General features: G+C 65.1%; 15 protein-coding genes and 1 tRNA gene. 9 read left to right on the forward strand and 7 right to left on the reverse strand.

Going from position 1 to position 17936, the window contains the following annotated elements:
- Window positions 1-739 precede the first annotated feature (739 nt).
- The 4 genes from ACM1PE_RS32585 (at window position 740) to ACM1PE_RS32600 (ending at window position 5704) form a co-directional block, all read left to right on the forward strand.
- Window positions 740-2656: a PrkA family serine protein kinase gene (locus ACM1PE_RS32585; RefSeq protein WP_410469191.1), complete on the forward strand. Its 1917-nt coding sequence runs from the start codon at window positions 740-742 to the stop codon at window positions 2654-2656.
- 12 nt (window positions 2657-2668) lie between these two features.
- A complete protein-coding gene (locus ACM1PE_RS32590) occupies window positions 2669-3928 on the forward strand; it encodes a YeaH/YhbH family protein (RefSeq protein WP_059372901.1) in 1260 nt (419 codons plus the stop codon).
- Window positions 3925-5481, forward strand: coding sequence for a SpoVR family protein (locus ACM1PE_RS32595; protein WP_419342171.1), 1557 nt, complete (start codon window positions 3925-3927; stop codon window positions 5479-5481). Before ACM1PE_RS32590 ends, ACM1PE_RS32595 begins: the two co-directional genes overlap by 4 nt.
- A gap of 132 nt (window positions 5482-5613) precedes the next feature.
- Window positions 5614-5704 (forward strand) — tRNA-Ser (locus ACM1PE_RS32600).
- A 132-nt stretch (window positions 5705-5836) separates the two neighbouring features.
- On the opposite strand, the gene ACM1PE_RS32605 is transcribed toward ACM1PE_RS32600, so the two are convergent.
- The 3 genes from ACM1PE_RS32605 to ACM1PE_RS32615 all read right to left on the reverse strand — a co-directional run bounded on the left by ACM1PE_RS32605 (window position 5837) and on the right by ACM1PE_RS32615 (window position 10229).
- A complete protein-coding gene (locus ACM1PE_RS32605; protein WP_059372903.1) occupies window positions 5837-7714 on the reverse strand; it encodes a PhoX family protein in 1878 nt (625 codons plus the stop codon).
- A gap of 181 nt (window positions 7715-7895) precedes the next feature.
- Window positions 7896-9176 (reverse strand): hypothetical protein, encoded by a 1281-nt coding sequence (locus tag ACM1PE_RS32610; RefSeq protein WP_419342172.1) that lies wholly within the window; start codon window positions 9174-9176, stop codon window positions 7896-7898.
- Window positions 9177-9239: 63 nt separating this feature from the next.
- Window positions 9240-10229, reverse strand: coding sequence for a Bug family tripartite tricarboxylate transporter substrate binding protein (locus tag ACM1PE_RS32615; RefSeq protein WP_059372906.1), 990 nt, complete (start codon window positions 10227-10229; stop codon window positions 9240-9242).
- 141 nt (window positions 10230-10370) lie between these two features.
- Between ACM1PE_RS32615 and ACM1PE_RS32620 the strand changes: the two genes are divergently transcribed.
- Window positions 10371-11276 carry a LysR substrate-binding domain-containing protein gene (locus ACM1PE_RS32620; protein WP_419342174.1) on the forward strand — a complete coding sequence of 302 codons (906 nt, stop codon included), beginning with the start codon at window positions 10371-10373 and terminating at the stop codon, window positions 11274-11276.
- Window positions 11277-11327: 51 nt separating this feature from the next.
- On the opposite strand, the gene ACM1PE_RS32625 is transcribed toward ACM1PE_RS32620, so the two are convergent.
- Window positions 11328-11555 (reverse strand): hypothetical protein, encoded by a 228-nt coding sequence (locus tag ACM1PE_RS32625; protein ID WP_059372911.1) that lies wholly within the window; start codon window positions 11553-11555, stop codon window positions 11328-11330.
- Window positions 11556-11754: 199 nt separating this feature from the next.
- Here ACM1PE_RS32625 and ACM1PE_RS32630 point away from each other — a divergent pair, with 199 nt between their 5' ends.
- The 3 genes from ACM1PE_RS32630 to ACM1PE_RS32640 all read left to right on the forward strand — a co-directional run bounded on the left by ACM1PE_RS32630 (window position 11755) and on the right by ACM1PE_RS32640 (window position 14716).
- Complete coding sequence (locus ACM1PE_RS32630) at window positions 11755-12684, forward strand: NUDIX hydrolase (RefSeq protein ID WP_280015904.1); 930 nt, start codon at window positions 11755-11757, stop codon at window positions 12682-12684.
- Between the two features lie 82 nt (window positions 12685-12766).
- Entirely contained in the window at window positions 12767-13651 is an 885-nt protein-coding gene (gene nadC / locus ACM1PE_RS32635) for a carboxylating nicotinate-nucleotide diphosphorylase (RefSeq protein WP_419342175.1), read from the forward strand.
- A gap of 78 nt (window positions 13652-13729) precedes the next feature.
- Window positions 13730-14716 carry a tripartite tricarboxylate transporter substrate binding protein gene (locus ACM1PE_RS32640; protein ID WP_419342176.1) on the forward strand — a complete coding sequence of 329 codons (987 nt, stop codon included), beginning with the start codon at window positions 13730-13732 and terminating at the stop codon, window positions 14714-14716.
- Between the two features lie 22 nt (window positions 14717-14738).
- Here the strand turns inward: ACM1PE_RS32640 and ACM1PE_RS32645 are convergent, their stop codons facing one another.
- Window positions 14739-15419, reverse strand: coding sequence for a tellurite resistance TerB family protein (locus ACM1PE_RS32645; RefSeq protein WP_059372919.1), 681 nt, complete (start codon window positions 15417-15419; stop codon window positions 14739-14741).
- 188 nt (window positions 15420-15607) lie between these two features.
- Here ACM1PE_RS32645 and ACM1PE_RS32650 point away from each other — a divergent pair, with 188 nt between their 5' ends.
- On the forward strand, window positions 15608-16006 hold the full coding sequence (locus ACM1PE_RS32650) for an OsmC family protein (RefSeq protein WP_059372921.1): 399 nt from the start codon (window positions 15608-15610) through the stop codon (window positions 16004-16006).
- Between the two features lie 48 nt (window positions 16007-16054).
- Here the strand turns inward: ACM1PE_RS32650 and fabI are convergent, their stop codons facing one another.
- Together fabI and ACM1PE_RS32660 are read right to left on the reverse strand one after the other, a co-directional pair.
- Window positions 16055-16840, reverse strand: a complete 786-nt coding sequence (fabI, locus tag ACM1PE_RS32655; RefSeq protein ID WP_013391441.1) for an enoyl-ACP reductase FabI — start codon at window positions 16838-16840, stop codon at window positions 16055-16057.
- A 104-nt stretch (window positions 16841-16944) separates the two neighbouring features.
- Window positions 16945-17841: a LysR family transcriptional regulator gene (locus tag ACM1PE_RS32660; RefSeq protein WP_165867831.1), complete on the reverse strand. Its 897-nt coding sequence runs from the start codon at window positions 17839-17841 to the stop codon at window positions 16945-16947.
- Window positions 17842-17936: the final 95 nt, after the last annotated feature.

The following is a 17936-nucleotide window of genomic DNA, read 5'->3' on the forward strand; positions in this document are numbered from 1 at the left end:
TGCGGCTGCCAATCGCGCAGGCATCGGTAATCTGCGGCCGGCAGGCAATCGCGATGCGCTGGCGCCATTGATATGTCATCAAGTTTGCGCACGTCAGCGCAGTTGCGGCGCGTGTCTATTGCATGAATCTGAAAGCGCGTGACATGACTATTTTTGGCGTTGCGCTAAATGAATTGCCACAAAAACGTCAATTGGCTTTAGCATAGGCACATGACTTGGCGCCACGCACTGATGGACTACACCGTGCAATGCCACGCGCCCTCGTCACCACGGATCCTCGTGCGGTGTCATCGGTGCTTTTCACAACCGAACCTGCACGCTGCTGAACGAAGACGCCATGCGCCGTTCAGACCGTCCGCTGCCATCGCACAGCGGGCGCATCGGGTTTATACCCGCATCATAAAAATCCCTGGGACATCGCTCTTCCCTTCAAATCATTGCTGAGCATTTCATGTGCGGACGCATCATGCACGCACGCATACAGCGATATGCTGAAGTCGAACGAGTGAACTTATTCACTTAAGTTGCATTCCCTGACGGAACTTGCATCCGAAGAGTGCAGCCTAATTGGAAAGGGCCTGATCATGCCTTTGGTTGATGTGTGGCGAAAGCAACATACCATCCGGCCGACAGTGCTTATCGCGAGATTGTCTAGTAATGCGCGAGCGCTGAGGCACAATGGGGGCAGGTAGGGACGTATTGGATTTTTCGCGTGTTGTAGGAGGTTTCCGTGCAAAACATCGTCGAAGGCTTCAAGTCGCAGTATGCAAGAGAGCAGGAATCGGAACTCTCTCTCGAGGAGTACCTCAACCTCGCCAAAAGCGATCCCATGGCGTACGCCAGCCCCGCAGAACGCATGCTGGCGGCCATAGGCGAACCCGAAATCGTGGATACGCGCAACGACCCACGTCTTTCCCGTTTGTTTTCCAACCGGACCATCCGACGCTACCCGGCGTTCCAGGAGTTCTACGGCATGGAGGACGTGATCGGACAGATCGTCGCGTTCTTCAAGCATGCCGCGCAGGGACTGGAAGAGCGCAAGCAAATCCTTTATCTGCTGGGCCCGGTGGGCGGCGGCAAGTCGTCCATCGCGGAGCGGCTCAAGTCGCTGATGGAGGCTTATCCCATCTACGCCTTGAAGGGCTCGCCGGTCAACGAATCGCCGCTCGGACTGTTCCATCCGGAACGTTTCGGCGACACGCTTGAAAAGGAATACGGCATTCCCCGGCGCTACCTGAGCGGCATCATGTCGCCCTGGGCCGTGAAGCGCCTGAAGGAGTTCGACGGCGACATTTCGAAGTTCCGCGTCGTGCGCCTGAACCCGTCGGTGCTGCGCCAGATCGCCATCGCCAAGACCGAACCCGGCGACGAGAACAACCAGGACATTTCGTCGCTGGTGGGCAAGGTCGACATCCGCATGCTCGATCGCCACTCGCAGGATGATCCGGATGCCTACAGCTACTCCGGCGGGCTGTGCCTGGCCAATCAGGGGCTGCTGGAATTCGTCGAGATGTTCAAGGCCCCGATCAAGATGCTGCACCCCTTGCTGACGGCGACCCAGGAAGGCAACTTCAAGGGCACCGAGGGCTTTTCCGCGATCCCGTTCAACGGCGCCATCCTGGCCCACTCGAACGAATCGGAATGGCAGACCTTCCGCAACAACAAGCACAACGAGGCGTTCCTCGACCGTATCTACATCGTCAAGGTGCCTTACTGCCTGCAGGTCTCGGAAGAGGTCCGCATCTACGAAAAGCTGCTGCACCACAGTTCGCTGTCGACGGCGCCGTGCGCGCCGGGAACGCTGGACATGATGGCGCAGTTCTCGGTCCTGACGCGCCTGAAGGAACCCGAGAATTCCAGCATCTATTCGAAGCTGCGCGTCTACGACGGCGAAAGCCTGAAGGACGTCGATCCCAAGGCCAAGGCCTTGCAGGAATACAAGGACTATGCCGGCACGGACGAAGGCATGACCGGGGTGTCGACGCGTTTCGCGTACAAAATCCTGTCCAGCGTCTTCAACTACGACCAGACAGAAGTCGCCGCCAACCCGGTGCACCTGATGTACGTGCTCGAGCAGCGGATCGGCCGCGAGGACTACCCCGAGGAAATCCGCCGGCGCTATCTTGAATTCATCAAGGGCTACCTGGCGCCGCGCTACGCGGAATTCATCGGCAAGGAAATCCAGACCGCCTACCTCGAGTCGTACTCGGAATACGGCCAGAACATCTTCGACCGCTACGTGACCTTTGCCGACTGCTGGATCCAGGACGAGGAATTCCGCGACCCGGAAACCGGCGAAAGCTTCGACCGCAGCGCACTCAACGACGAACTGGAAAAGATCGAGAAGCCGGCTGGCATTGCCAACCCGAAGGATTTCCGCAACGAGATCGTCAACTTCGTGCTGCGGGCGCGGGCCAACAACAACGGCCGCAACCCGACCTGGACCAGCTATGAAAAGCTGCGCGAAGTGATCGAGAAGAAGATGTTCTCGAACACCGAAGACCTGTTGCCGGTGATCTCGTTCAACGCCAAGGCGTCGGCCGAGGACAAATCCAAGCATCAGAGCTTCGTCGATCGCATGGTCGAAAAGGGCTACACGGAAAAGCAGGTCAGGCTGCTGTGCGAGTGGTATCTCCGTGTGAGGAAGTCTTCCTGAGCGAGGTGAATCATGAATTCACTCATCGATCGCCGTCTTAACGGGCGCAATAAAAGCGCCGTCAACCGGGAGCGTTTTCTCCGGCGTTACAAGAACCAGATCCGCAAGGCGGTACACGGGATGATCCGTGACCGCTCCATCCAGGACATGGACCAGGGCGGGGAGATCAACCTGCCCGCCCGCGACATCTCCGAGCCGTCCTTCCACCACGGCCAGGGCGGCGACCGCGAGATCGTGCACCCTGGCAACCGCGAGTTTGCCAAGGGCGACACCTTCGACCGGCCGCAGGGCGGGCAGGGGGAAGGCGGCTCCGAGCCGGGCGAAGGCGAATCGGTCGACCAGTTCACCTTCAGCCTGTCGCGGGCCGAATTCCTGAACCTGTTCTTCGAGGACCTGGAGCTGCCGCACATGGCGCGCACGCAGCTGGGCGAGGTCAGCCAGAAGAAATGGCAACGCGCCGGCTACACGACCACGGGTTCGCCCAGCATGCTGAGCATCAGCCGCACGCTCAAGTCCTCGCTGGCGCGGCGCGTGTCGCTGGGTGTAAAGGCGCGCGCCGATCTCGAGGATGCCGAGGAGCGCCTGGCCAAGGCGCTCGAAGCAGGCGCTCCCGCCGACGAGATCAAGGCGCTGGAGCAGGATGTCGAAGGCTGCCGCGAACGCCTGGCCCGCGTACCGTTCCTGGATGACCTGGACCTGCGCTACCGCAACCGGGTGTCGGTGGCCATCCCCATGGCGCGCGCCGTCATGTTCTGCCTGATGGATGTGTCGGGCTCCATGGACGAAAACAAGAAGGATCTGGCCAAGCGCTTCTTTTCGCTGCTTTACCTGTTCCTGTCGCGCAAGTACGAACACGTGGACCTGGTCTTCATCCGCCACACCGACAACGCCGAGGAAGTCGACGAACATACCTTCTTCTACGATCCCAAGAGCGGCGGCACCATCGTGCTGTCGGCGCTGGAACTGATGCGCGAGATCCTGGAGAAGCGCTATCCGCCGACCGCCTGGAACGTGTATGCGGCGCAGGCCAGCGACGGCGACTCGTTCGGCGCCGACGCGGGCAAGAGCGCGCGCTTCCTGGCCGAGCACCTGCTGCCGGCCACGCGCTACTTTGCCTACATCGAAGTACCCGACTCGCAGGAGGCGCGCAAGAGCAGCCTGTGGGCGGAATATGAACAGAAACTGGAGCCGCATTTCGTCATGCGGCGCATCTGCGAACGCGGCGAGATCTTCCCCGTGTTCCATGACCTGTTCAAAAAGGAAACCGCATGAATGCCATCGTGGGAGCGCTCGTGGAACCGGAGGCCGCCGGCAGCGCCCGGCCCATCTCCCAGGGTTCCGAATGGACCTTCGAACTGATCCAGTCCTATGACGACGCGATCTCCAAGGTCGCCGCCGAATATGGACTGGACACCTACCCGAACCAGATCGAGGTAATCACCTCGGAACAGATGCTGGACGCCTACGCGTCGGCCGGTCTGCCCATCGGCTATCCGCACTGGTCGTACGGCAAGGAATTCATCCGCAACGAGCAGTTCTACCGCCGCGGCATGCAGGGGCTGGCGTACGAGATCGTCATCAACTCCAACCCTTGCATCTCCTATCTCATGGAAGAGAACTCCATGACGATGCAGGCGCTGGTGATCGCCCACGCCTGTTACGGCCACAACTCGTTCTTCAAGGGCAATTACCTGTTCCGCCAATGGACCGACGCCGACGGCGTGCTGGACTATCTGGTCTTCGCGCGCAAGTACGTCATGTCCTGCGAGGACCGCTACGGCATCGATGCGGTCGAAGCCTTGCTCGACTCCTGCCACGCGCTCTCGCACCACGGCGTGGACCGCTACAAGCGCCCGACGCCCATTTCCTACAAGGAAGAGGCCGCGCGCCAGGCCGAACGCCAGGAGCACGCCCGGCTGCAGTACAACGACCTCTGGCGCACCCTGCCGCGCCTGGAGGCCGACAAGGACACGCACGTCGAGGCCTCGGTGTTCCCGCCGGAGCCCGAAGAGAACCTGCTGTATTTCATCGAGAAGTACTCGCCCAAGCTCGCGCCGTGGCAGAAGGAGCTGGTGCGCATCGTCCGCAAGATCGCGCAGTACTTCTATCCGCAGACCCAGACCAAGGTCATGAACGAAGGCTGGGCCACGTTCTGGCACTACACCATCCTGAACCGGCTGCACGAAAAGGGCCTGGTCAACGACGGCTTCATGATGGAGTTCCTGCAAAGCCACACCAACGTGGTCAGCCAGCGCGGCTTCGACGAGCGTGGCTACGGCGGCATCAACCCGTACGCGCTGGGCTTCGCGATGATGTCCGACATCCGCCGCATCTGCGAAGCGCCCACGCCCGAGGACCGGCGCTGGTTCCCCGACATCGCCGGCGGCGACTGGCTGAAGACGCTGGACTTCGCCATGCGCAACTTCAAGGACGAGTCCTTCATCTCGCAGTACCTGTCGCCGCGCCTGATCCGCGAGTTCCGTTTCTTCGCGATCTCCGACCACCAGGCCAACCCCAAGCTCGAAGTCGCCGCCATCCACGACGACGAAGGCTACCGCGACATCCGCCGCCTGCTGGCCGCGCAACACAACCGCGACAACATGGTGCCGGACATCCAGGTGGTGAGGTTCAACCGCGACTCGGATCGATCGCTGGTGCTGCGTCATCTGAAGAGCCGCGGCCGTCCGCTGGCGAGCGAGGACGCCGAACAGGTGATGAAGCACCTGGCCCGGTTGTGGGGCTTCAGGGTGCGGCTGGAGGAAACCGAGCCGGACGGCACCGTCAGCTCCTATCGGGAACAGGACCCGCCCGCGTCGGCCTCCTGACGGCTGAGCGGGGGCAGGGGACGCTTACAGCGTCCCCTTTTCTTTGTGCGCTTGTCGGCGTTATGCGAAATCTGCTAGAATCGCGGATTCGCATTTTCTGCAGCGGCTTGCCCGCAGCGAAAATCGCAGATAGGACAGGTGGCCGAGTGGTTGAAGGCGCACGCCTGGAAAGCGTGTATACGTCAAAAGCGTATCGGGGGTTCGAATCCCCCTCTGTCCGCCAGGATTCGCACAGCAATGCCGTGCACCGAAAAACCCGCAAGCGCCCAAGCCTTGCGGGTTTTTTGTATTTGCGCGGCATAAAAAAAACGCCGCCCGGCGTCAACGTGCCGGGCGGCGTTTTTAACCGGAACGCTTACGCGCCCACCGGCTTCCCATCAGTACGCCGCACCACCACCGTCGCGGAACGCGCATCGCCGCCGCCGGCGCGCAGGGTGTTCCACGCCTGGTTCGGGTGCTGGATGTTGATGAAGAACGTGGTCAGGTCCGGCGTGTAGGCGATGCCGGTGATCTCGCAGCCCAGCGGGCCGACCAGGAAGCGCTTGGATTCGCCGGTTTTCTGGTCGATGTAGTACATCGAGTTATTGCCGAAGAAGTCCGTGGTCGAGGCGCTGGTGCCGGCGTCGGTCTGGACCCACAGGCGGCCCTTGGGGTCGACGCGGATGCCGTCGGGACTGGAGAAAGTGTCGCCGTTGACGTTGCCGGTCAGGTTGGCGGCCACGCCGTCGGCCTTGTCGCGGCCGGCCAGCAGCAGCAGGTCCCACTCGAAGGTGGTGGCCAGGGGCGAGTCGCCGCGCTCGTGCCAGCGGATGATGTGGCCGTGCGAGTTGCTGACGCGCGGGTTGGCGGCGCTGGTGCGCTTGCGGCTGCCGTTGTTGGTCAGCGTGCAGTACACGGTCTTGTCCACGCCCACCGTGATCCACTCGGGGCGGTCCATCAGCGTGGCGCCGGCGACGCGGGCGGCGGCCCCGGTGTTGACCAGCACGTCGGCCTGCGTGTTGAAGTTGACGAGCTTGCCGGTGATCACGGTGCCGCTGGCGACTTGCGTGAAGTTGCCCGGATCGGTGGCGCCGGCGGTCAGGTTGTTCTTGCCTACCGTCAGTTCGACCCAGTTGCCGCTGCCGTCGTCGTTGAAGCGCGCGGCGTACAGCGTGCCTTCGTCCAGCAGGCCCATGTTGGCGGCGCGGTTGGCCGGGTCATAGGGTTTGCTGGGCACGAACTTGTAGATGCAGCCGGGCGTGGTGTCGTCGCCCATGTAGAAGGCGACGCGGTTGTTCTCGTCCAGCATGAAGGCCGTGTTCTCATGGCTGAAGCGGCCCATCGCGGTGCGCTTGACGGCGGTCGAGTCCGGGTTCTGCGGATCGATCTCCACCACCCAGCCATAGCCCTGGTCGGCCGGCTTGCCGGCGTCGCCGGTCTTGTAGTGGTAGTTGTTGAGCGTCTCTTCGCAGGTCAGGTACGTGCCCCAGGGCGTGTCGCCGCTGGCGCAGTTGTTCAGCGTGCCGACGACTGTGTCGCCGACCACCGACTTGGCCGGGCCGCTGACGTTGTAGACGGTGTTGCCGGTGTAGCGCTTGTTGTAGCGCGAATCGGTCTTGACGGCCCAAGCGCCGTTGGCGCCGCGGGCGATTTCGATGACGGATACGCCGACGTTGGACAGGCGGGTCTTCACGCCCTCGACGCTCTGGTCCAGGGTCTCGTCGTCCAGTGATTCGTGGTTCAACACCAGCAGGCCGCCCTGGTTGGGGTCGACGCCGGGCAGGGCATAGAAGTGCATGCCGTCGTGTTGGCCGCCGGATTGGGTTTCCGTGGCGGGATAGGACTGCGGCACGCCGGCGTAGCCGACCGAGCCGATCATGCACTTGTCGCCGGCGGAATACAGCACTTCGGCCACGTAGCCCGCGGGTACGGTGACGGTGTCGGCGACGATCTTGTCGGCCAGCGGGGTGAACGTGACGGAGTAGTCGGGGCCGGGGGTCGGCTTGGAGCCGCCTTCGCCCGGTTCGTTGCCGGAGGGGGCGTCATCGTTATCGTCATCGTCGCTGCCGCCACAGGCGGTCAGCAGGGTCGATGCGCCGAACACGGACAACATTGACAGGCCGAAGCTGTTCTTCAGCAAAGTGCGGCGCTGGGGATTCGCGGCGACGATCTCGTCGAACATCTGCCCGGGGACGGTGACTTCACCTTGGGCTTCGCGATAGGGGGCGCGCAATTTATCAGTCAAGTGGGACATTCCAACCTCATAGAGTCGCGAACGAGTCGCTCAGTTATCTGTAAGCAAAACGAAAGCGAGGTTAAAGGTCGGTCGTTACAAGGGGGTGACGATAGTGTGAAGTCCTTGCGGTGGGATGAGTAGTCCGCCGCCTGGCCGAGTTGCGGTTCGACGCAAGGCCAAGGCGGCGGTCGATGACGGCTTAACCGCGCGTGCCGACGATGGGTGTGACGTCCAACACATACATCTGCCGCTCGCCTTCATGCACGGAGTCGATGCAGACCTGGGTGCCATCGCGGCTCCAGCGCGGATGCAGGTCGCAGCGGTTTTCCTTGGACAGATCGGGATCGGCGTAGAAACTGCCCAGCGAGTGGCGCAGGCCGGTCTGCATGTCGTAGAGGAACAGGATGCGCTCGTGCGTGGTCGAGTCCGGATAGGTGTCGCTGAGCAGCCAGCGCGTGTTCACGGGCGAATAGGTCATGTGGCCGTTCTCGGTCAGCACGCCATCGCCCACGACCTGAACCGCGCCGCCGGGCGCGTCGCGGTAGAGGTGGTAGTGGATGCTGCCGTCATGCGGGCCCCACACGATGATGGTCTGGTCGTCGCGCCACAGCGGATGCGAGATCTGGTATTCGGATTTCTCGTAGTCGAAGGTACCGACCGCGCTGGGATCGAAGTCGTTGGCCAGTTGCGGCAGCGGATGGTCGGAGCATTCCAGCAGGCGCATGTCGCTGCCGTCGGCATTCATGGTGATCAGCCGGTGCAGGAAGCAGGTCTCGTCCTTGACGCGTTCGGTCCAGCGGTGCAGGAACAGGATGCGCGAGGACGACGGATTGATCTCGATGTGGCTGACCCAGTGGATGGCGCGTTCCATCGAGTCGCGCGGATGGAAGTTGCGCAGGTCGGCGTAGCTGACCAGCAGGCGATGCGCACCGCTTTGCAGGTCCATGCTATGGATGCCGTCGTCGGCCGGGGCATTGGATACCGGGCCGGGCGCGTGTTCGCTGTAGCCGATGGTCTCGTGCGTGATGTAGAGGCGGCGGTAATCCACGCACAACGCATAGCGGCTGTTGGGCGCGGCCACGTAGATGGGCAGCGGCAGGTGGCGCGTCTGGCCGGTGGCGACGTTGTGGACCGCGGAGCGCAAGCCCGGATAGAAGCCGCTGTCGTCGTCGCGGCGGCAGTTGTAGATCATCTGCGGCTCGGCCTCGCCGTCCAGCCATTGCAGCTGGCAGCCCATCTGCCAGTTCCAGGCCGTGGTGCTGCCGACGGCGTGGTAGCGGTCGCCGTCCTGCAGGTCGAAGTAACCCACCTCGGCGCTCAGCTCGGGCGTGAGCCGCGCGTCCTTGAACGGCGTACGGTTGGCCAGCAGATAGCGGCCGTCGCGATGCCAGACGGTCTTGTTGTAGTAGCCGAAGAAATGATGGTGCGGCGTGGCGCCCAGGCGGCGGCAGGCGATGGGCGTGGCGAGCATGCGGTTCATGGATGGCGGAGCAAGGATGAAATCGGAAAGAAAAAAGGGCGGCGCAGGCGCCGCCCCGGGCGTTCAGCCCGCGGTGATGTGTTCGGTCTCGATGACCTTGTTCCAGCGGGCGCGTTCGCGTTCGACGAAGGCGCGCGCGTCGGCGGGGCTGTTGCCCACCGGGGTCATGCCCAGGCGCTCCAGGCCTTCACGGAATGCCGGGTCGGCGTAGATGCGGCGCAGGTCGGCGCTGATCTTTTCGATCAGCGCATCGGGCACGTCCTTGCTGGCGGCCAGCGTGGTCCAGGACGTCACCGTCAGGCCGGGCAGGCCGGCTTCGGCGGCGGTGGGCACATCGGGCAGGGCCGGCGAGCGCGTGGCGCCGGTGATGGCCAGCGCCTTCAGCTTCTTGGCCTGGATGTAGCCGATGGTGGTGGGCACGTTCTCGAACAGCAGCTGGATCTGGCCGCCCAACAGGTCGTTGGTGGCGGCGGAACTGCCGCGGTACGGGATGTGCACGATGGGAGCCTGTGCGGCCATCTTGTAGAGCTCGCCCACCATGTGCACGGACGAACCCACGCCGGCCGAGCCGAAGTGCAGCGTTTCCGGCTTGGCCTTTGCCAGCGCGGTGAGTTCGGCCAGGGTGTTGGCTTCCAGCGCGGGGTTGGCCACCACCACGTGCGGCATTTCGGCCACGATGGTGATCAGCTTCAGATCGCGGGCCGGCTGGTAGTTGAGGTTCTTGTAGACCCCGTAGGTGGCATGCAGGCCGATGGAGCCGAGCAGCAGGGTGTAGCCGTCCGGCCCCGAGTCGGCGACGAACTTGCCGCCGATGTGGCCGCCGGCGCCGGGGCGGTTTTCCACCACCACCGATTGGCCGTAGAGCTTGCCCAGGTGTTCGGCCAGCAGGCGCCCCTGGATGTCGGAGCTGCCGCCCGCGGTGAAGGGCACGATGATGCGCACCGGGCGGTCGGGATAGTTGGCTTGCGCATGCGCGGCCAGCGGCAGGGCGGCTGCCGTCAGGCCCAGGCACAGCGTTTGCAGGAGTTGGCGCCAGGAGCGGCGGAGGTTCATGTGGTTTCCCCTGGAAGGTTGGGTAGCGCGGGGGGCGCATCTGGCGGCGCCCTTGGGAAAACCAGTGTAGGAGTCGGCGGGTATTTGAAAAAATTCTTTTTTCAACATAGGCTATGCAAGTTTGCTATACATTGCCACGCCATGAGCCGACCCCTGAATTTCCGCCAGATCGAAGCCTTCCACGCGGTCATGCTGGCCGGCACCACTACCGGCGCGGCGCAGATGCTGCGCACCACCCAGCCCTCGGTCAGCCGGCTGCTGGCGCAGGTGCAGCAGGCCAGCGGCCTGAAGCTGTTCGACATGGAACGCGGACGCTTGCGGCCCACGCGCGAGGCCAAGGACTTGTTCGATACCGTGCAGCGCCATTTCGTGGGGCTGGAGCGCATCGAGGACCGCGTCGCCGCGATGCGGCGCAGCGGCAGCGGCGTGTTGCGGCTGGCCTGCACCCCCGCGCTGGGGCTGGGCGTGCTGCCCGGCGCGATCGAGACCTTTGCGCGACGCTATCCAGAGGTCCACATCAACATGCAGACCGTGGGCAGCCAGTATCTGCGGGAAGGGCTGCTGCACGGCACCTACGACCTGGTGGTGACGACCGCGCCCATGGACGGCGCGCAGCTGGAAATGCGGGTCTTGCATGAAAGCGCGGCGGTTTGCGTCATGAGGCCGGACCATCCGCTGGCCGCGCAGCCGTCCGTCGACATCATGGACCTGGACGGGCGCCGCCTGCTGGTGCTCAATGCGGATGACGACGTCTATCTGCAACTGCGCGGCGCGATGCAGGAACACCGGGCGCAGCCCGCCTCGGAAATCGAGACCACCTATTCATCCACCATCTGCGCGCTGGCTGCCGCCGGCAGCGGCTTGGGCGTGGTCAATCCCTACATTGCCGCGGTGTTCGCAGACCGTTTGGCGATACGGCCGTTCACGCCGCGCCTGCCGGTGCGCGTCAGCATGGCTTACCCCGCACAGACCGCGCCGTCGTCGGTGACCGAAGCTTTCGTGGAGATCCTGGCGCGCGGCTTCCAGGCGCAGCCCGACGCGGCCTGAGCGCTGCGGAGGCCGCGCCCGGCTCGCGTATCATCTTGCTATCGCGCCGGCTCAGCTCTTGCGGTTTTCGTAAGAAGTATCCAGCACGTCATCTTCCGGGGTGATGATGCCGGGTTCGCCGGGTTCCGCAACGGCGCGTCCGCGCCGCGGCATGCCGGCGACCTCCTTGCTGTGGTCCGCCATCGGCAGGATTTCGGTGCCTTTGCGCGGGTCGACGGCGACGGGGTGTTCCGTTTCGGCGGCCTTGGCCGCCTGCGGATCGGGGGCGGTTTTCAACATGATGTCTGCTCCGCTTGCGGGCGTCCCGGGATGGCGACGCGCCTGGTTGCCACTTCCATCTTAGGGCCGCGCGGCCTGCCCGGAGCAGGAATGCCTGTCACGTTTGCAAGGGGCTGTTGCAGGAGCTCGAACCTTATAATTTCCGACGCCTCGCGGCTTGCCGCAAGCCGCCCGGTTTCTCACTTTCCATACGCCTACCTTGACTGAATCCGTCGAACGCTCCGTCCATGCTGAACTCGTTGCCGTGCTGGTCGCCGTCACCAACGGCGAGCCGCGGGTGCTGACGACCGACGATGCGCGCGCCTTGCCGGCTGGCCCCTTCGAACTGTCGCACCGTTCGCTGCAGGCCGGCCTGCGCGCCTGGGTGGAGGAGCAGACCCATCACCCCTTGGGTTACGTGGAGCAGCTCTACACCTTCGCCGACGGCGACCGCTCCGATGAATCGGGTGCGCGCGTGATGTCGGTCAGCTACCTGGGCCTGACGCGCGAGGCTGGCGAGACCGGCGTGGCGCAAGTGGGCTGGCAGGATTGGTACCGCTACTTCCCCTGGGAGGACCGGCGCGCAGGCACGCCCGCGCTGGTGGAAGACATGATCGTGCCGCGCCTGGCCGCCTGGTGCGAAGACAGTAGCGATGCGGCCGTGCGCATGCGCCGCCGCCAACGCGCCGCCATCACCTTCGGGCTGGACGGCTCGCCCTGGAACGAGGACATGGTGCTGCAGCGCTACGAGCTGCTGTTCGAAGCGGGGCTGGTGCCCGAAGCGGCGCGGCGCGGAGGCAAGGGCGCCGTGGTGCCCGGCGAACCCATGCGCCACGACCACCGCCGCATCCTGGCCACCGGCATCGCCCGGCTGCGCGCCAAGATCAAGTACCGGCCCGTGGTGTTCGAATTGATGCCCGCGCAGTTCACCTTGCTGCAATTGCAGCTGGCCGTGGAAGCGCTGGCCGGGCGCGGCCTGCACAAGCAGAATTTCCGCCGCCTCATCGAGCAGCAGGCGCTGGTCGAAGAGACCGGCGAAATGGCCACGGGCACGGCCGGCAGGCCGGCCAAGCTGTTCCGTTTTCGCCGTGACGTGCTGCTGGAGCGCGCTATTGCGGGGAGCAAGTTGCCGTTGTCTCGGGCAATGTGACGCTTGACAAGCCTTATGCTCGTCTCTAGCATAAGTGGTGCGCAATCTCCGCGCGCCTTTTTTTAACTGGTAAATACTCAAAATGAGCATTAAAACCGAAGCGCCTCAGACCACCGCCCGACTGCCCGTTCCCCCTCTGCCGGAAGTCATGCTGGAGCCGCTGGTGCGCGCGGCCTTGCTCGAGGATCTGGGACGCGCCGGGGACCTGACCACCGATGCCATCGTGCCCGCCGACGCCACGGCGCAGACCCGTTTGGTCGCGCGTCAGGAAGGCGTGCTGGCCGGGCTGGACCTGGCGCGCCTGGCGTTTCGCGCCATGGACCCCGCCATCAAGTTCGAGGTCGCGCTGCGCGATGGCAGCGAACTGCTGCCGGGAACGGAAATCGCCCGCATCAGCGGCAACGCGCGCGCCATGTTGACGGCCGAGCGCGTGGCGCTGAACTTCCTGTGCCATCTGAGCGGCGTGGCCAGCGCCACCGCGTCCATCGCCCGCGCCATTGAAGGCTACGGCGCCCGCGTCACCTGCACCCGCAAGACCATGCCGGGCCTGCGCGCCGTGCAGAAGTACGCGGTGCGCGTGGGCGGCGGCAGCAATCACCGCCACGGCCTGGACGACGCGGTGCTGATCAAGGACAACCACATCGCGCTGGCGGGCGGGGTCGCGACGGCGGTCGAGCGGGCGCGCGCCGGCATCGGCCACATGGTCAAGATCGAACTGGAAGTGGACACGCTGGAACAGCTGGAAACGGCGCTGTCTCTGGGCGTGGATGTGGTGCTGCTGGACAACATGAGCCTGGACGATCTGCGCCGCGCAGTGGCCATGGCGCGCGGCCGCGCCATTACTGAAGCCTCGGGCCGCATCACGCCCGAAACCGCCGCCGCGGTGGCGGCCACCGGAGTGGACCAGATCGCGGTGGGTTGGATCACCCATAGCGCCAAGGTGCTCGACATCGGTCTGGACGCCTGAGCCTTTCCGCCGGCCGCCGGCCGGCATTGCCCATGTCCCCGCGCGCTTGCCGCGCAGGGACGCTTGCAAGCCCGCATCATGAATCGCCTGCTTAGCTCTGTTCTTGCGTTCCTGGTTTTGCCCCTGGCCGCCTGCGGCAATTCGCCTTCGGGCGAAGCGCCCAAGGACGCCGCGTATCCCTCGCACCCCATCACCATCGTGGTGACGTTTCCGCCGGGCGGCGGCACCGACTTGCTGGCGCGCCGCATTGGCGCGAGCCTGCAGGAGCAGTTTGGCATGGCGGTCGTGGTGGAAAACCGTCCTGGCGCCAGCGGCAACATCGGCGCGCGCGCCGTGGCGGAAGCCCCTGCCGACGGCCATACGCTGCTGATGGTCAACAGTTCCTTCGCGATCAATCCCGGGGTTTACAGCAATCTGGGCTTCGCGCCCAAGCGGGACTTTGCGGCGGTCATCAACGTGGCCTTCGTGCCGTCCGTGTATGTGGTGCCGGCGGTTTCGCCCTGGCGCAGCCTGGACGATGCGCTGGCCGCCGCCACGCCGGACCGGCCGCTGGCGTTCGCGTCCTGCGGCAACGGCACGCCGCAGCACCTGGCCGGCGAGATGCTGGCGCGCGCCACCGGCGCGCCTCTGCAGCACGTGCCTTACAAGGGTTGCGGACCGGCGCTTACCGACGTGACCGCGGGCCAGGTCGGGGTCGGCGTGGTCACCGCGTCCAGCGCCGCGCCCTTGATTGCGGCCGGCAAGTTGCGGGCGCTGGCCGTGACCTCGCCGGCGCGTTCGCCGTTGTTGCCGTCGGTGCCGACGGTGGCCGAGCAGGGCGTGCCCGGCTACGCGCTGGACCAGTGGCACGGCCTGCTGGCGCCGGCAGCCACGCCGCCCGCGGTGGTGGCCAAGCTGAATGCGGCGGTGGCGAAGATCGTCCAGCGCCCCGATGTGCAGGCGGCGTTGCGTGGACAGGGCTTCACGCCGGCCAGCAGCACGCCGCGGGAATTCCAAGCCATGATCGATGCGGATATCGACCGTTATACCGCCTTGACGCAGGCGATCGGCCTACGCGCCGATTGAGCCGGGCGCAGGCCGGCCAGCCTCAGGCCGCGGCGGCCCGGGCGTGCTGCTCGAGCTGTTCCTTCAGGCCCGGCTGCAGCTTGAGCTGGCGCGCCAATTCGTCCAGATAGGCGCGTTCCATATAGCTTTCCTCGTCCACTACCAGCAGGCTGGCCAGGTACATCTCGGCCGCCATTTCCGGCGTCTGCGCGGCTTGCGCGATCACGGACGGATCCAGCGGGCGCGATAGTTCGGCTTCAAGCCAGCGACGGTCTTGCGCGTCCGAAGATAGCTTGGACAGCTCGGTTTCGAGCAGCGCGCGTTCTTCCGGGCCGATGTGGCCGTCGGCCTTGGCCGCGCCGATCATGGCCGTCAGCACCGCCGTGCTGTGCTGCTCGGCCTGGGGCGCGGGCAGGCGGTCCAGCGTCTGCGGGGGAGCGGCAGGCGCGCCGGCCTGGCTGCGTTGCCAATCGCCATAGGCGCGGTAGGCCAGGGCGCCCAGCGCCGCCATGCCGCCGTACATGGCGACCTTGCCGCCGATCTTGCGGGCCTTCTTGCTGCCCAGCAGCAGTCCCAGGGCGCCCGCGCCCAGCGCGCCGCCGCCCAGGCCTGTCAGGAAGGACGAGCCCTTGCCACCCGTGGCGTTCTGCACCCGGCTGGTGGTGTCCGACAGCAGCCCTTGCCCGGACTGCAGCAGTTGATCGAGGAGTTGTCTGGCGCTCATGCGGCCCCCTTTAAAGTTTGCTCAGGTATTGCGGATAGAGATATCCGACCGGAGTGGGCGGCAGAAGTTCAGCGTACAGTCAGTTGCTTCTGCCTGGGTCGTCCTGCCGCACCCGCCAGGTGATACAACGTGGTCTGGGGCGGCCGCGGCGGCCGCCCGTCAGGACCCGTTACCAGGAGACAGGACCCATGAGCATCCGCGTGCGCCAGAATGCGCCCAACACGCTGCAATTCACCGCCACGGCCGAAGGCCACGATCTGCCGCTGGACATGCCCCAGCCTGCCGGCGCCGGCCCCGATCCTCACGACTACTTCGATACCGCGTTGGGCGGCTGCAAGGCCATGACTTTGATGGTCTACGCGCAGCGCAAGGGCCTGCCGTTGGAGTCGGTGGGAGTGGAGGTGGTGCGCGACGCCAGCGAGGAGCGCAAGGGGATCTACCGCTTGACGGCCAAGCTGACGCTGAACGGCGAGTTGTCCGACGCGCAGGTAGACGAATTGCTGGCGGTGGCCGAGAAGTGCCCGGTGCACAAGCTGATGACGGCGGTGGACGTGCAGGTGTCCACCGTGGTGGTGCAGCCGGCCTGACCAGGCCGGCTGCGGCGGCTGGGGCCGGCGGCCCCGCCGCGCGCGGACTCAGTCTTCCATGCCCGGGACGATGGTCGAGAAACCGGCGTCCACGTGGGTGATCTCGCCCGTCACGCCGGCGGCCAGGTCCGACAGCATGAAGGCGGCGACGTTGCCCACGTCTTCGATGGTGACGTTGCGGCGCAGGGGAGCCTGGGCTTCCACGAACTTCAGGATGGCCGAGAAGTCCTTGATGCCGCTGGCGGCCAGCGTCTTGATGGGGCCGGCGGAAATGCCGTTGGCGCGGATGCCGCGCGGGCCCAGCGCCGTCGCCAGGTAGCGCACGCTGGCTTCCAGCGAGGCCTTGGCCAGGCCCATGGTGTTGTAGTTCGGAACCACGCGTTCGGCGCCCAGGTAGGTCAGCGTCAGCACCGAGCCGTTGCGGCCTTCCATCAGCGGCAGGGCGGCCTTGGCCATGGCGGCGAAGCTGTAGGCCGAGATGTCGTGCGCGATGCGGAAGCCTTCGCGCGACAGGCCGTCGAGGAAGTTGCCGGCGATGGCTTCGCGCGGGGCGAAGCCGATGGAGTGCACCAGGCCGTCCAGGCCGTCCCAGTGCTGGCCGAGTTCGGCGAAGGCGCCTTCGATCTGGCTGTCTTCGGCCACATCGCAGGGCAGCACGATCTTGCTGCCGAATTCGGCGGCAAATTCGCCTACGCGGTCCTTGAAGCGGTCGCCCACGTAGGTGAACGCCAGTTCGGCGCCTTGTTGGTGACAGGCGCGCGCGATGCCGTAGGCGATGGATCGGTTGGAAAGCACCCCGGTGACCAGGATGCGCTTGCCGGCGAGAAAGCCCATATTTCTATCCTTTGATTTTTTCCCTCTGGAATCCGCCTATTTTAAGGAGTTTGCGCGGTTTCGCGATATGAAAATCCCTGGGACGCGTCCGACTGGCATGAGCCTCAGGACGGTTTTCCGGGCGGTGGGAACAGGCGTACGAAACTGGCGAGCAAGGGATCGCGCTGGTCGGCGCGCCAGACCAGCTCCAGGTCGAACGTCAGGTCTATGCCGCCGACTTCCTTGAAGACGACGCCGGCCGGGCCGTGTTGCCGGAACGAGGCGGGAATGACGGCGCAGCCCAGTCCGGCCGACACCAGGCCGAGGATGGTGGGAAGATCGGTCGCCACGGCGGCCGGGCGTGTCACCGGAATGCCGGCGGCCTTCAGGATGCGGACCAGCGCGTCATAGTGCGAGGGCGATCCGGCTCGCGGGAACAGGATGAATCTCTGGCCCGCCAGGTCCTTGAGCGTGCGGATCTTGCCGACGCTGCGCGCCACCGCCGCGGGCATGGCCAGCAGCATGCGGTCTTCATAGATTTTCATTCCTTCCACTTCGCCGTCGAGCGGAGAGCGCCAGGCGACGACGCCCGCGTCCAGCTCGTGGCGCTTGATCGCGTCGAGCTGCCATGCCGACAGGCCGGATTCCAGCTGCACGTCGGTGTCGGGCGAGGCGCGCGACAGGGCGGCGATCGCCTGTCCCAGGCCGGGCAGCCAGCTGTAGCCGGGCATGATGCCGATCTTCAGCGAGCCCGCCTTGCCGTGGGCCGCCAGCGCCACCTGCGCCCGCAGGGTTTCAGAACCCGCCAGCATCAGTTTCGCCTGGGCGAGCAGCGCCTCGCCGGCGCGCGTGAGCGCCACGCCGCGCGGCAAGCGCACCAGCAGTTGCGCGCCGAACTCCTCTTCCAGCGCCATCATCTGGCGCGACAGCGCGGGCTGGGCGATATGCAACGCTTTCGCCGCGCCCGCCACGCTGCCGGCTGCGCACACCGCCGCGAAATAGCGCAACTGTCTCAACTCCATGCCATGCCTCCTGGGCATATGTAGAAAACATCAAAAGTATTTGTTGCTGATCGGTCAAATACATATATTTTCCCGATCGAAACCCCTAACGTATA

This window comes from Achromobacter sp. PD1, from assembly GCF_048541815.1.
Lineage (GTDB): Bacteria > Pseudomonadota > Gammaproteobacteria > Burkholderiales > Burkholderiaceae_B > Achromobacter > Achromobacter bronchisepticus_A.

Bases quoted from the DNA above. Each gene is read 5' to 3' on its own strand.
- ACM1PE_RS32615 (WP_059372906.1), bottom strand. From the start codon at position 10,229: ATGAACCTCCGCCGCTCCTGGCGCCAACTCCTGCAAACGCTGTGCCTG.
- fabI (WP_013391441.1), bottom strand. From the start codon at position 16,840: ATGGGCTTTCTCGCCGGCAAGCGCATCCTGGTCACCGGGGTGCTTTCC.
- ACM1PE_RS32660 (WP_165867831.1), bottom strand. From the start codon at position 17,841: ATGGAGTTGAGACAGTTGCGCTATTTCGCGGCGGTGTGCGCAGCCGGC.
- ACM1PE_RS32610 (WP_419342172.1), bottom strand. From the start codon at position 9,176: ATGAACCGCATGCTCGCCACGCCCATCGCCTGCCGCCGCCTGGGCGCC.
- ACM1PE_RS32645 (WP_059372919.1), bottom strand. From the start codon at position 15,419: ATGAGCGCCAGACAACTCCTCGATCAACTGCTGCAGTCCGGGCAAGGG.
- ACM1PE_RS32625 (WP_059372911.1), bottom strand. From the start codon at position 11,555: ATGTTGAAAACCGCCCCCGATCCGCAGGCGGCCAAGGCCGCCGAAACG.
- ACM1PE_RS32640 (WP_419342176.1), top strand. From the start codon at position 13,730: ATGAATCGCCTGCTTAGCTCTGTTCTTGCGTTCCTGGTTTTGCCCCTG.
- ACM1PE_RS32650 (WP_059372921.1), top strand. From the start codon at position 15,608: ATGAGCATCCGCGTGCGCCAGAATGCGCCCAACACGCTGCAATTCACC.
- ACM1PE_RS32595 (WP_419342171.1), top strand. From the start codon at position 3,925: ATGAATGCCATCGTGGGAGCGCTCGTGGAACCGGAGGCCGCCGGCAGC.
- ACM1PE_RS32605 (WP_059372903.1), bottom strand. From the start codon at position 7,714: ATGTCCCACTTGACTGATAAATTGCGCGCCCCCTATCGCGAAGCCCAA.
- ACM1PE_RS32620 (WP_419342174.1), top strand. From the start codon at position 10,371: ATGAGCCGACCCCTGAATTTCCGCCAGATCGAAGCCTTCCACGCGGTC.
- nadC (WP_419342175.1), top strand. From the start codon at position 12,767: ATGAGCATTAAAACCGAAGCGCCTCAGACCACCGCCCGACTGCCCGTT.
- ACM1PE_RS32590 (WP_059372901.1), top strand. From the start codon at position 2,669: ATGAATTCACTCATCGATCGCCGTCTTAACGGGCGCAATAAAAGCGCC.